At 64.2% G+C, this 12013-nt stretch carries 11 protein-coding genes; 4 read left to right on the top strand and 7 right to left on the bottom strand.

The genetic code is table 11. The annotated features are described in order from the left end of the window. Positions 1-2: 2 nt before the first annotated feature. Positions 3-1244 (bottom strand): DUF2252 domain-containing protein, encoded by a 1242-nt coding sequence (locus ACEN9F_RS03660; RefSeq protein ID WP_413417928.1) that lies wholly within the window; start codon positions 1242-1244, stop codon positions 3-5. Positions 1245-1439: 195 nt separating this feature from the next. On the opposite strand from ACEN9F_RS03660, the gene ACEN9F_RS03655 reads away from it, so the two are divergent. Continuing rightward, positions 1440-2006, top strand: a complete 567-nt coding sequence (locus ACEN9F_RS03655; protein ID WP_413417927.1) for a carboxymuconolactone decarboxylase family protein — start codon at positions 1440-1442, stop codon at positions 2004-2006. A 36-nt stretch (positions 2007-2042) separates the two neighbouring features. Beyond that, positions 2043-2825, top strand: a complete 783-nt coding sequence (locus ACEN9F_RS03650) for a 3-hydroxybutyrate dehydrogenase (protein WP_413417925.1) — start codon at positions 2043-2045, stop codon at positions 2823-2825. A 13-nt stretch (positions 2826-2838) separates the two neighbouring features. Here ACEN9F_RS03650 and ACEN9F_RS03645 read toward each other — a convergent pair whose 3' ends face one another. The 4 genes from ACEN9F_RS03645 to ACEN9F_RS03630 form a co-directional block, all read right to left on the bottom strand. Further along, positions 2839-3201 carry a glyoxalase superfamily protein gene (locus tag ACEN9F_RS03645; RefSeq protein ID WP_413417923.1) on the bottom strand — a complete coding sequence of 121 codons (363 nt, stop codon included), beginning with the start codon at positions 3199-3201 and terminating at the stop codon, positions 2839-2841. 56 nt (positions 3202-3257) lie between these two features. Continuing rightward, positions 3258-3953, bottom strand: a complete 696-nt coding sequence (locus tag ACEN9F_RS03640; protein ID WP_413417922.1) for a hypothetical protein — start codon at positions 3951-3953, stop codon at positions 3258-3260. A gap of 45 nt (positions 3954-3998) precedes the next feature. Beyond that, positions 3999-4844 (bottom strand): polyphosphate kinase 2, encoded by an 846-nt coding sequence (gene ppk2 / locus ACEN9F_RS03635; RefSeq protein WP_413426956.1) that lies wholly within the window; start codon positions 4842-4844, stop codon positions 3999-4001. Positions 4845-4959: 115 nt separating this feature from the next. Beyond that, a complete protein-coding gene (locus tag ACEN9F_RS03630) occupies positions 4960-7776 on the bottom strand; it encodes an SDR family oxidoreductase (protein WP_413417920.1) in 2817 nt (938 codons plus the stop codon). Positions 7777-7988: 212 nt separating this feature from the next. Here ACEN9F_RS03630 and ACEN9F_RS03625 point away from each other — a divergent pair, with 212 nt between their 5' ends. Further along, positions 7989-8492, top strand: a complete 504-nt coding sequence (locus ACEN9F_RS03625) for a DUF3592 domain-containing protein (RefSeq protein WP_413417918.1) — start codon at positions 7989-7991, stop codon at positions 8490-8492. Here ACEN9F_RS03625 and ACEN9F_RS03620 read toward each other — a convergent pair. Continuing rightward, positions 8477-9460, bottom strand: coding sequence for a 2-dehydropantoate 2-reductase (locus ACEN9F_RS03620; RefSeq protein ID WP_413417916.1), 984 nt, complete (start codon positions 9458-9460; stop codon positions 8477-8479). The two genes, ACEN9F_RS03625 and ACEN9F_RS03620, sit on opposite strands and share 16 nt — an antisense overlap. A gap of 74 nt (positions 9461-9534) precedes the next feature. Next, positions 9535-10884, bottom strand: coding sequence for an MFS transporter (locus ACEN9F_RS03615; protein WP_413417914.1), 1350 nt, complete (start codon positions 10882-10884; stop codon positions 9535-9537). Between the two features lie 134 nt (positions 10885-11018). On the opposite strand from ACEN9F_RS03615, the gene cyoA reads away from it, so the two are divergent. Beyond that, on the top strand, positions 11019-12011 hold the full coding sequence (gene cyoA, locus ACEN9F_RS03610) for a ubiquinol oxidase subunit II (protein ID WP_413417912.1): 993 nt from the start codon (positions 11019-11021) through the stop codon (positions 12009-12011). The last annotated feature ends 2 nt before the right edge of the window (positions 12012-12013 follow it).

Here is a 12013-nt window from a genome sequence, read left to right as displayed (position 1 = left end):
CGTCATGGTTTCGAGCGCTCCAGCAGTGCCGCGCGGTAGGCCGCTGCGTACTGCTTCCAGTCCGCCACCACCTGGCCGTGATAAGCCTGCGCATAGTCCAGCAGCGTGGAGCGCCATTGCGCTGCGCTGCGGCCATAGTCTATCCATTCGTCGGCGCACGCCGAGCCCTGCCTGCCGCCGGAGCGCAGATGGGCCCACGCCACGATGCCGCCCATGGTACGCATCAGGCTTTCCAGGCGACGCAGCTTGCCTCCCCACAGGTTGAGCGACAAGCGGTCCTGCTGCGGCAACAGCTCCTTCAACACATAAGACTGGCCGCCGATGCTCACCGCCGACAGGAACGCGGGCGAAACCGCCTGCATCCGATTCTGCGCAGCAACCACGCGCTCGGCCTCGCTCCGCCACTTGGGCTGCTTCGTCGGCACGTAGGGCGCCAGCGCGGAAGAGGGCGCGAATTTCAGATCGAGCAGGAAATTGCCATCCAGCCCGCCCCGTCCACGCACCAGGATCGCATAGCGTTCCAGTCCCAGGCTGCCGGTGCCGGCGATGCGGCGCGCCACATCCAGCACGCGGAAAAACGCCGGCGTAGGCTGGGTTTCCGCATAGGCGGTCATGAATTGCGTTACCTTGTCGCGCTCCGCCTCGTCGACCGGCAGCGCCTTGACGCCGTCCAGGCGCAGCTTGCGCTTGCCCTTCCTGATGTCGGTGCGGCGGTCGAGGAAGGCGGGACGCTCGCGCAAACGCAGGTCGCGCAGCAAATCGCGCACCATGCCGTCGGCGGTGGCACGCTCCACCCAGCGCGGCTTGCCCTCGGCCAGATTGTCCACATACGCATCGAGGAAGCAGTGGCACAGGGCGATGCCCTCGGCCGGCGTCACCTTCAAGGTATCGGCCGCCACCAGCACGCTCACCAGGAAGCGGCTCAGTTCCCAGCTGGCCGGCGCCAGCACGGCTTCGTCAAAGTCGTTGATGTCAAAGTAGGACAGGCGATTATCGCCCTTGTAGGTGCCGAAGTTTTCCAGGTGCAGATCGCCGCAGATCCAGGCGCTTGGCGCCTGATTGAGACGCGCATCGGCCGGAAAATCCTGATAGAACAGGTGACAGGTGCCTCGCAGGAATGCAAAGGGATTGTCGGCGATCAGACGGTATTTTTGCGTCACCCGTTCTGGATCGCGGCCCGCATTGAATACCGCCACCAGACCCGCTACATCGCGCTCGCGCAAGTGCGCCGCTTTCTTCGCCATCGTCACTCCTGAAAAATGCCAGCAGCTTTCCATTTTGCCACGAACCGGCAGCGGTCATGGCGCTTCTTTTGGGCCGCGGCTTCAATCGAACGCCGAACTCGCAGGTAAGCTGCCAGAATAAAAGCCGAGGTAACATGCAAGGCTTCAGCCCCCGATCTGTTTCCTCGACATCTATCTTACCCATGCGAGGAAAAATTGCGACTTCCACTTATCTCTCCGAACGAACTCACCGCCGAACAAAAGGACTTGTACGACAGCATGCGCAAGGGCATCGCCAGTAACTTCAACGCGTTTCAGGTTGAGCGCGAAGACGGCGCCTTGATGGGCCCATGGAATCCCTGGCTGCATGAGCCGGCCATCGGCAAGGCGATCTGGGATCTGACCCTGGCCATGACCGCGAACGCCGTCCTGCCGGACAATGTGCGCCAGATCGCGATTCTCGTTGTCGGCGCCCGCTACGACGCGGCCTATGAACTGTATGCCCACGTCGCCGTGGCCGAAAAGGAGGGCATGTCGCCCGAGCGCCTGGCCGCGCTGGTGGCGGACCTGAAGCCGGCCGATCTTTCGAAGGAAGAGAACGTCGCCTTCGATTTCTCGTACGCGCTCAGTCGCGGCGGCACGCTGCCGGAACCGTTGTACCGGCTGGCGGTCAGCACTTTTGGCCAGCATGGTACGAACGAGCTGATTTATCTTGTGGGCCTGTATGCGCTGGTATCGACCACGCTGAACGGCTTCAACGTGCCGGTGCCCGAACGCGAATAACCCTTATCGATATCGTATCCATTTGAAGGAACCATCATGAACATACAAGACAAAGTTGCCGTCGTCACCGGCGCGGCCAGCGGCATCGGCAAGCAGATCGCCACGGTATTTTTCCAGAATGGCGCCAAGGTCGTCATTGCGGACCTGAACCTGGAGTCGGCGCAGGCCGTCGCCACCGAGCTCGATCCGTCGGGCCAGCGCGCGATCGCGGTGGCGATGGACGTCACCAATGAAGAGCAGGTCGATGCCGGCATCGCTGCCGCCGCGGACAAGCTGGGCGGCATCGACATACTGGTCTCGAACGCCGGCATCCAGATCGTCGCGCCGGTGGACTCCTTCGATTTCGCCAACTGGAAGAAGATGCTGGCGATCCACCTCGATGGCGCCTTCCTGACCACGCGCGCCTGCCTGAAACTCATGTATGCGCAAAAACGCGGCGGCAGTGTGATCTACATGGGATCGGTGCACTCGAAGGAGGCGTCGGTATTGAAAGCGCCGTACGTCACGGCAAAGCACGGGCTGATCGGTCTCTGCAAAACTGTGGCCAAGGAGGGTGCCGCCCACGGCGTACGCGCCAACGTCATCTGTCCTGGCTTCGTGCGCACGCCACTGGTTGAGAAACAGATTCCCGAGCAAGCCAGGGAGTTGGGCATCACTGAGGATCAGGTCATCAAGAACGTGATGCTGAAGGAGACTGTCGACGGTGAATTTACGACGGTCGACGATGTCGCCCAGACCGCGTTGTTCCTGGCGGCCTTCCCGTCGAATGCCTTGACCGGACAATCGATCGTGGTAAGCCATGGGTGGTTCATGCAGTAAGGGGGTATCGTGCTTAATCCGGCGTGGCGAAGGTCAGCCGGTTTCCCGAGGGATCCTTGATCGACATTTCGCGTCCGCCCCACGGCGGCGTTTCGACGCCGGGCTTGGCGTATTTGTAGTCCTTGGCGGCCAGCTCCGCATGGTAGGCGTCGACGTCGCCGCAGGCGATGCGGATCGCCGCGCCAGGGCTGCAGTCGCCGTGGTGCTCGGACAGGTGCAGCACGCAGCCGGCTTTCGATACCTGCATGTAGAGCGGGAAGTTCGGCTCGAAGCGGTGCTCCCAGTCGATTTCGAAACCGAGATAATCGACATAGAATTCGCGCGCCTTCGCTTCGTCGAAGCTGCGCAGGATGGGGGTGATGGGTCCGAGCTGCATGTCAACCTCTTAAAATAGGTAATTAGGCAACTCTAGCACACACTTCGCGATTGCCGTCACTTGGCCAGCATCGCATACAAAGTGCCGAATATGCCAAGCATCATCAAGTAGCAAATCGCGGGCAGTATCAGGAACCAGATGCGCGCCTTGCTTTTCTGGACCGGGAAGACTGCCGTCACGCCGCAGTACGCGGTCCAGCAGGACCAGAGCAGCATCGCGACGATCAGCATGCCGGTGACGCGATCGGACTCCCACGCCTGGCTGTAGTTCTGATAAGCCACCGTCTGCACCGCACCCAAAACCAGCGATGGCCCGGTGAACACCAGCTGCTGCAGGATGTTGACACGGCGCGCGTCGTGCGGCGTGGCGTCGGCCGCGCCGGACCACTGCACGCGCTTCTTGAACCACCAGCCGCCGAGGTGCCAGATGAAGGCGCCGCTGACCAGGCCCACGCCAAGCGCCAGTGTCCAATAGTGCAGCCAGGATTCGGCTACCCAGTTGATGAAGGTGTCGGCGTTCCCTGTCTGGCCGCGCAGGTCGAGGCGCACCATTTTCTGGTCGATGCGGTCCATGGCGCCGGAGACGCCGGCCACATAGGCCGCAATCATCACGGCGCGCTGGTCCTGCAGGAAGGCGCGGTTGGCGAAGTAGGTGCGCGGGGTGAGCAGCAGCTCCAGCAAGCGCGCCGGTGCCAGCGAGGAACCGGGACGCGGCGGCGCCGCTTCAAGGGGAATGCTGTCTTCGAGGCTCATAAGCTTGTGTGTTCAGGATTTTGCAAGCTTATGACTTTAGCATGCCTAGTACACCTCTGGAACGATAATTTCGGACGGCACCGGGCGGCGCACGTAGTCGTCGTGGTACTCGCGCTCCGGCAACTGGATCACCGGATGCTCGACTTCCTCGTACGGCATCTGCTCCAGCAAATGGTGGATGCAGTTCAGGCGCGCCTTTTTCTTGTCCACGCCTTGCACCACCCACCAAGGCGCCTCGGGAATATGGGTACGCTCCAGCATGACCTCCTTGGCGCGGGTGTATTCCTCCCAGCGGCGGCGCGATTCCAGGTCCATCGGGCTCAGTTTCCACTGCTTGAGCGGATCGTGGATGCGGCCCAGGAAGCGCGCATTCTGCTCCTCGTCCGAAATCGAGAACCAGTATTTGATCAGCTGGATGCCGGAGCGCGCCAGCATGCGCTCGAATTCCGGCACGGTCTGGAAGAATTCCTCGTACTGCTCGTCGGTGCAGAAGCCCATCACGCGCTCGACGCCTGCGCGGTTGTACCAGCTGCGGTCGAACAGCACGATCTCGCCGGCGGCCGGCAGGTGCGAAACGTAGCGCTGGAAGTACCATTGGGTGCGTTCGCGGTTGTTCGGCGCCGGCAGCGCGGCCACGCGGCACACGCGCGGATTCAGCCGCTGGACGATGCGCTTGATCACGCCGCCCTTGCCGGCGGCATCGCGGCCTTCAAACAGGATCACCACCTTGTGGCCGGTATGGACCACCCAGTCCTGCAGCTTGACCAGCTCCGCCTGCAGGCGGAACAGCTCGCGGAAGTACTGGCGGCGCGCCTCCTTGGCCTCGGCGCTGCGTTCGGTGACGACCACTTCGCGGGTGACCGGATCGATCTCGCGGTCTTCCAGCTCCATTTCCAGTTCTTCGTCGTAGCTGTCGGTCAGCTCGCGCTGGACGCGGTCCAGCAGATCCTGTTCGTTCAAGTTCACGCAGTACTCCTCATTTTCGATTGAGGAGTACTGTACGCGCTCAATGTGACGTGTCGATGACCAGCGCGGCGGGCGGGGCGGCGAGGGCTTCGCCGCCCGTGGCCAGCTCCAGTTCCTCGAAGGCGTCGTAGGTCAGCGCCATCAGGCGGTCCGGGTTGGGCACCAGGTCGGTGTCGACGAACAGCGCCAACTGGATTTGCCCGGCATACGAGATGAACGCCAGCCCCACGCCTAGCTTGCCGGCCTGCGGCACCCAGCAGATCAGGTCCGTCAGGCGCGAGCCGGCCAGGTAGCGGCGGCTGCCCGGACCTTCGATATTGGTCAGTACCACCGATCCCTTGGAGGTGAACAGGTTCAGCGCGAAGTGCTGCAGGGCCGTCGGCAGGCAGCCGGCGATCGACAGGAAGGCCATCGTCGCGCGCGGCTGGTGCGAGCGCTTGATGGCGGTCATGCGCTCGCTTGACTGGCGCAGCCGCAGGCGCGCGTCGTCGACATTGGTCGGCAGCTCCACCGCCACCAGGCCGAACTCGTTCCCGAGCTGGAAGGCGTTGCCTTTTTCACGCAGGTTGAAGGTGACGGCGGCGCGCAGCGCGCGGCCGTCGGGCCGTTGTCCCCGTTCGTCCAGGTACTGCCGCAGCGCGCCCGAGACGGCCGCCACCCAGACATCGTTGAGCGTGACGCCCATGCGCTTGGACATGGCGCGCACGCGGTCCATCTCCAGCGGCGGCAGCCACACCAGCTGCTTGGTGCCGGTCATGGTCGCCTTGAACTGGCTGTGCGCGTCCGGCCACAGCACGGACAGGCGGGCGACGTGGAAACCGATCTTCGCCAGCGACACGCCGCGCGCCACCGCCGAGCACACGGCGTTGTGCGCCACCGTCGCGCGGTGCGGATGGCCGACAGCGGACGGCGTCTTGCCGTGCAGGCCGTTGTCGTCGGTGAGGTGGTTCAGCACATGCACCAGTCCCAGGCCGTCGGTGATGCAGTGGTGGACGCGGAACACGATGGCGTGGCCGCCGTTGACCCGGTCCAGCACCGTCATATGCCACATGGGCTGGTCGCGCTCCAGCGGCAGGTGGGCGATGCGGGTCAGGTGCTCCTGCAGCTCCGCGCGGCTGACGTCGTGGTCCATCTGTTCCAGCTTGATGTGCCGGCTGATGTCGAACTGCTCGTCCTCGACCCAGTGCGCGCGGCCGCGCTTGTGCACCACCTTCTGCGTGAAGCGCGGATAGTTGGGCAGGCGGTAGGCGATGGTGGCGGTCAGGCGCTCCATGTCGACGGCGCCTTCGAACAGCAGGATACTGTTGATGACCATCAGGTTGGTGCCGGTGTCCATGCGGTACCACGCATAGTCGCGGCGGGTCATCGCGGCGGCATCGGTCGGCTTGGGCGAGCGTGGCCGCAGCGCGTAGCGGTTCAGCCCCGCCATGTGGACGCGGCACAGGTAATCCTGCCAATCGATCACGGTCGGGTCGACGTTGAAGCAGGCGCGATCTTCGCTGCCGAAGCGCGCGGCCAATGCCATCAGGGAGTCGTTGTGGAAGACGTAGCGCGGCGCCGTGTAGAAGGAGAAGGTCAACGCCAGCAGTTGCGTGGTGCGCAGCGCTTCCAGCTTGGGCGATTCGCCGGCGCCCAGCAGGCGCCGGGCACCGCTCCACACACTGGCGCCGATGCGCATCGCGCGCAGCATCAGCAGGAAGGCGGGGCGGCTGACAACCCGGAAGCCGTGCTTGGGTTCGTTGTAGAACAGGCGCTCGTACTGGCGCCAGTTGCGCTGCGATTCGGTCTGGAACAGATCGATCACGCGGCCCAGCGAGATCGGATTGGCCGAGCCGGTGCAGGCCTGGTAGATGCGCGCGGCGGGCGGCGCGGACAGCGCTTCCGCGGTGGCCAGCACGATGCTGTTGGCGACCAGGTCGGCCGGGATGATGTCCACCGTTTCGTTCGGCCGCGCCGGGAAGAAGCTGGTCTTGCCGCGCGCGTAGGCGAGGATGATCGCGTCCGCCACCTTGACGCCTTCGATCCATCCCGGCGCCGGTTCCTGCAGGGTGCTCTCGATGATGGACGGCCGCACGATGGTCAGCGCGCGGCCGCGCATGGCGGCCATCGCCAGCTGCTCGCCCATCCACTTGGTGAAGGTATAGGTGTCGTTCCAGCCGTGGTAGTTGGCTTCGGCGATGCCCAGTTCCGTCAGGCGGCGCGCCAGTTCGCCGGCGTCGCCGCACTCGGCCTTGACCAGCGCGATGCGGTGCTGCAGGTGCTGGAGCAAGCCTTGTAAAACATAGTGTCCGTTGGCGTGGCGCGGGATGGTGGCGCGTGCCGGCGTGACGTTTTGCTCGTGCATGGCGCCGCGGTTGTAGCCGTTGACGTAGCAGGTCGAGACCTGGATCAACGGCGCATTGGCCGCACGCGCCAGCTCGGTGATGTTGCGCACGCTGAGCGTGTTGATCGCCAGCGCCTCGTCCAGCGCCTCGCGGAAGTTGACGCTGGCGGCGGCGTTGATCACCGCATCGACGCGCCGCGCCAGCGCGTTGAAGGCGGCGATCGGCAGGCCGAAGCCGGCCGTCGTCACTTCGCCGGTCACGCATTCTATCCTGTCGGCGAAGAAGGCGGCCAGGTAGTCGGGCCGCTCGGCGCGCAGGCGGTCGAACACGGAGGAGGTGGCGATGTCGCACTCGAAGCGCTCGCGCGCATCGGCGCCGTTGGCGCCGCCGCGTATCAGCAGCACGATGCCGCCGATGTCCGGCACGCTGCGTATCAGCTTTTCCAGCACCACCTTGGCGAGGAAGCCGGTACTGCCGGTAATCAGGACGCGCTTGCCCGACAGCGCCGCTTGCACATTCAATGCTGGTTTCATAGGACTCTCGAAACGGTGTCATAACAACAATGATCCGATCTTAGAGCGAAACCGCCGGGTGACTAGCGACTTTGCACTGGCTTGGGAGGCCAAACGCATGGCGCATGGAGTCAGCGCCGATGGAGCGCGGCGCAGCCCGCCGTCTTGCCCGAGTGACGCATTTGCGCAACGTCTTGAGGAAAACGCATCGTTTCTGATGTATAAACGGATGCATGAGAATATTTCCCAATGGAATCTTTCTATTCCTGGCGATCGCCAGCTTTGCCTGCGGTGTGCGCGAGGTCGGCCATCTGCGCACCATGCTGGTGGCGGAATCCGAGTACGAGCGCGGCGAGGGCAGCGTGCTGCGGGTGGAGCGCAGCGTGGTGTCGGGCGGCGGCGACGGGCCGAATTATTTTGTCTATCAGGTCTTCTACCGCTATCGCGTCGGCGAACACGGCTATGCGGGGGACGTATTGTCGCCAGCCTGCGACCTCTGCGTGGCCAGCAATGTGAAGGCAATGACCGGCAAGCTGCCCAAGGATCTGGCTGCCGGCGATCCGGTGACGGTGTACACGCTGCGCGGCAATCCGCAGCGCGCCTACCTGGCGTTGACCACGCCGGCGGAGCTGCGCTCGCAATATTGGGTGCTCTTCATGCTGCTGCTCGTGGCGCCGGCCTGGTTCTACGCGTTCAGCCGCATCGACTGGCAGAAGGACGATCAGGATTCCGGATAGAGTCCGCGCACGCGGCCGAACAGCCGCGTCAGGCCGAGCAGGGCGTCGATATGCGGCGTCGCCAGTTGCAGGCGCTGGCCGATTTCGCGCACGGCGGCGACCAGTGCGTCGAGCTCCAGCATGCGGCCGGCTTCGGCGTCCTGCAGCATCGAGCTCTTGAACGCGCCCAGTTTGCGCGTCACCAGGTGGCGCTGCTCGGGCGTTTCGGCGATGCGGCAATCGATGCGCTCGCCGATGACGGCGGCCTCGCGCATCGCGGCGCGGCAGAATTCGGCCACCAGCTGGTCGTCCAGGATGCGGTCGGCGGTGGCGCCGGTGATCGCCGACACCGGGTTCAGTGTCATATTGCCCCACAATTTGTACCAGATGTCGTAGCGCACATTGGCGGAAACGGTCACGTCGAAGCCGCCGGCGCGCAGCAGGGCGCCCAGCTGTTGCGCGCGCGCCGAGTCGCCGCCGGCCGGTTCGCCGATGATCAGGCCGTTGCCCATTTTGTGGGCAACCAGGCCCGGCTCCGGCGTCGAGGTGCTGGCGTGGACCACGCAACCCAGCACCTGCCGATATGGCAGCGCCGCCGCGATGAGCCCGCCCGGATCGACGCTGGCCAGCGGTGCGTCGCCGATCGCCGCCACGCCCTGGCCGAACCACCACGGCACGCCGTTCATGGCCGGCAGGATGAGGGTGTCCGGTCCGATCAGCGGCGCGATCTGTTGCGCCACGGCGGCCAGCGCCTGGCCCTTGACCGCGATGATGAGCACGTCCTGCGGGCCCAGTTCGGCCGCGTTGTCGCTGGCGCGGGCCGGCGCCGTGCTCAGCACGCCGCCTTGCTCCAGCCGCCAGCCGTGGCCGCGCAACGCGGCCAGCGTGGCGCCGCGCGCCAATACGCTCAGTTCGCAAGCCTTGGCGGCGGCAAGCCGCGTGCCGATAAAGCCGCCGATGGCGCCGGCGCCGACGATGCATACTTTCATGGGATGTACTCGCAAGAGGAGGAGCGCCCGGCCGGCGGTGCGGCCGGGCGTTTTGAGGCAACAGCTATAGGATGTTAGTCGCGGATTTCCAAGCGACGGTTCAGGCTCAGCGCCGCCAGCGAGCACAGCGCGCCGGACAGCAGGTACAGGCCGGCATACGCCAGGCCGAAGCGGGCCGATACGCCGAGCGCGACCAGCGGCGCGAAGCCCGCGCCGACCAGCCATGCCAGATCCGAGGTCAGCGCGGCGCCGGTGTAGCGGAAGCGCTGCTCGAATTGCGCCGTCACGGCGCCGGCGGCCTGGCCGTACGACAGCCCCAGCAGCGAGAAGCCCAGCAGGATGAAGGCATCCTGGCCGTTTTCACCGCCGTTGATCAGCATCGGCACGAAGGCGCTGAAGGCGGCGATCAGGATCGCCAGGCTGCCCAGCGTGCGGCGGCGGCCGATCCTGTCGGCGATCAGGCCGGAGATGATGACGCAGATCGCCATCAGCGTCACGCCCACCATCTGCACCTGCAGGAAGCCGGCGATGGAGCGCGGCGAATACAGGCTGATCCACGACAGCGGGAACACCGTCACCAGGTGGAACAGCGCGTAGCTGGCCAGCGCGGCCAGCGCGCCGATCAGCACGTTGCGGCCCTGGGAGCGCATCAGTTCGACCACGCTGACCGGATCGAGCTGGTGTTCATCCAGCAGGTGCGAGTATTCGTGCGTGGTCACCAGGCGCAAGCGGGCGAACAGCGCCACCACGTTGATCGCGAAGGCCACGTAGAACGGATAGCGCCAGCCCCAGTCGAGGAAGTCCAGCGAGCTGAGGTTGGTCAGCATGTAGGCGAACAGGCCGGCGGCGATCATGAAGCCGATCGGCGCGCCCAACTGCCCCAGCATCGCGTACCAGCCGCGCTTGTGCTCGGGCGCGTTGAGCGCCAGCAGCGACGGCAGGCCGTCCCACGAGCCGCCCTGGGCGATGCCTTGCCCGATGCGCAACAGCGCCAGGATGACGATCGCGGTGGGCCCCAGCGTGGCGTAGTCGGGCAGGAAGGCGATGCCGGCGGTGGACACGCCCATGATGAGCAAAGCCAGTGTCAGCTTGGCTTCCCGCGTGAAATGGTGCTGGACTGCCATAAAAGCGACAGTGCCTATCGGTCGTGCAATAAATGCAAGCGCGAAAATCGCAAAAGCGTATAGTGTTCCGTCGAGGCGGCTCTCGTACGGGAAGAACACGGAGGGGAATACCAGCGCCGAGGCGATGGCGTAGACGAAGAAGTCGAAATACTCGGAGGCGCGCCCGATGACCACGCCGATTGCTATTTCCCCGGGAGAGATATGCCCGTCCCTGGCGTTGATGTTGCGCGCGCCTGGGCTCGTTTGATGATGTTCGTGGACGCCAGCCTGGACGCCGCTCATAGAAGTCGTGTTAGCCATAGTCTCTTGTCTCGTGTTAATTAATTGTTATCACGATACCGTCCCAGCCGGGTAGGACAAAGTGTCCAATGGCAGGAGCAGTTCGTAATAGGTACAGTAGCATGTTATCCATATTCTGTAACGTACATTACCGCATGATTCCTCCTATCGCTCGTCGTGGACTGCTCCTCGCACCGTTGTTGTGGCTTACCGGCTGCAACACGGTCGTGCTGAACCCGTCCGGAGATATCGCTGCCCAGCAGGCGCACCTTGTTGTTGTGTCAACTCTGCTGATGCTGTTGATTATCGTACCCGTCATGATTTTGATCTGTCTGTTCGCCTGGCGTTATCGGAAGTCCAATACTTCCGCCGAATACAAGCCGAACTGGGATCACTCCACCAAGCTCGAACTGCTGATCTGGGGCGCACCGCTGCTGATCGTCATCGTGCTCGGCCTGATCACCTGGATCTACACCCACTTGCTCGATCCTTACCGTCCGCTGAGCCGCCTGGACGAGAACCGCCCGATCGCCGCCGGCGTCAAGCCGCTGGAAATCCAGGTGGTGGCGATGGATTGGAAATGGATGTTCATCTATCCGGAGCAGGGCATCGCCACCGTCAACGAGCTGGTGACCCCGATCGACGTGCCGGTGCGCTTCCACATGACGTCGTCGAGCGTGATGAACGCCTTCTACATCCCCGCGCTGGCCGGCATGGTCTACACCATGCCAGGCATGGAAACGCAGCTGAACGCGGTAATGAACAAGGTAGGCGTGTACGACGGCTTCTCGTCGAACTACAGCGGCGCCGGCTTCTCGGACATGCGCTTCAAGTACCACGGCGTGAACCAGGGCGACTTCGACGCCTGGGTGGCCAAGACCCGCGCCGGCGGCGCCTTGACCCGCACCGGCTTCAGCGAGCTGAACAAGCCGAGCATCAAGCACCCGATCATGCACTTCGGCAGCGTCGATAAAGGCCTGTACGACTTGATCCTGAACCGTTGCGTGGCCGAAGGCTCGGTCTGCATCAACACCATGATGCACCAGGACACCAAGCGCATCGAGGCAGCGGCAGCCATCAAGAACCTGCCGAAAGACGTTTGCGAAACCGACGTCGCCGCTACCGCTCAACCTATCCGTAAAGAATGACC

The sequence above is a fragment of the Duganella sp. CT11-25 genome (genome assembly GCF_047302815.1).
Lineage (GTDB): Bacteria > Pseudomonadota > Gammaproteobacteria > Burkholderiales > Burkholderiaceae_D > Rugamonas.
The sequence above is the reverse complement of the archived record's forward strand: the minus strand, read 5'-3'. Positions and strand labels throughout refer to the sequence as shown.

Coding starts and splice junctions, on each gene's coding strand:
- ppk2 (WP_413426956.1), bottom strand. CDS start 4,844: ATGGAGCTGGAAGACCGCGAGATCGATCCGGTCACCCGCGAAGTGGTC.
- ACEN9F_RS03650 (WP_413417925.1), top strand. CDS start 2,043: ATGAACATACAAGACAAAGTTGCCGTCGTCACCGGCGCGGCCAGCGGC.
- ACEN9F_RS03660 (WP_413417928.1), bottom strand. CDS start 1,244: ATGGCGAAGAAAGCGGCGCACTTGCGCGAGCGCGATGTAGCGGGTCTG.
- ACEN9F_RS03615 (WP_413417914.1), bottom strand. CDS start 10,884: ATGGCTAACACGACTTCTATGAGCGGCGTCCAGGCTGGCGTCCACGAA.
- ACEN9F_RS03630 (WP_413417920.1), bottom strand. CDS start 7,776: ATGAAACCAGCATTGAATGTGCAAGCGGCGCTGTCGGGCAAGCGCGTC.
- ACEN9F_RS03645 (WP_413417923.1), bottom strand. CDS start 3,201: ATGCAGCTCGGACCCATCACCCCCATCCTGCGCAGCTTCGACGAAGCG.
- ACEN9F_RS03625 (WP_413417918.1), top strand. CDS start 7,989: ATGAGAATATTTCCCAATGGAATCTTTCTATTCCTGGCGATCGCCAGC.
- ACEN9F_RS03640 (WP_413417922.1), bottom strand. CDS start 3,953: ATGAGCCTCGAAGACAGCATTCCCCTTGAAGCGGCGCCGCCGCGTCCC.
- cyoA (WP_413417912.1), top strand. CDS start 11,019: ATGATTCCTCCTATCGCTCGTCGTGGACTGCTCCTCGCACCGTTGTTG.
- ACEN9F_RS03620 (WP_413417916.1), bottom strand. CDS start 9,460: ATGAAAGTATGCATCGTCGGCGCCGGCGCCATCGGCGGCTTTATCGGC.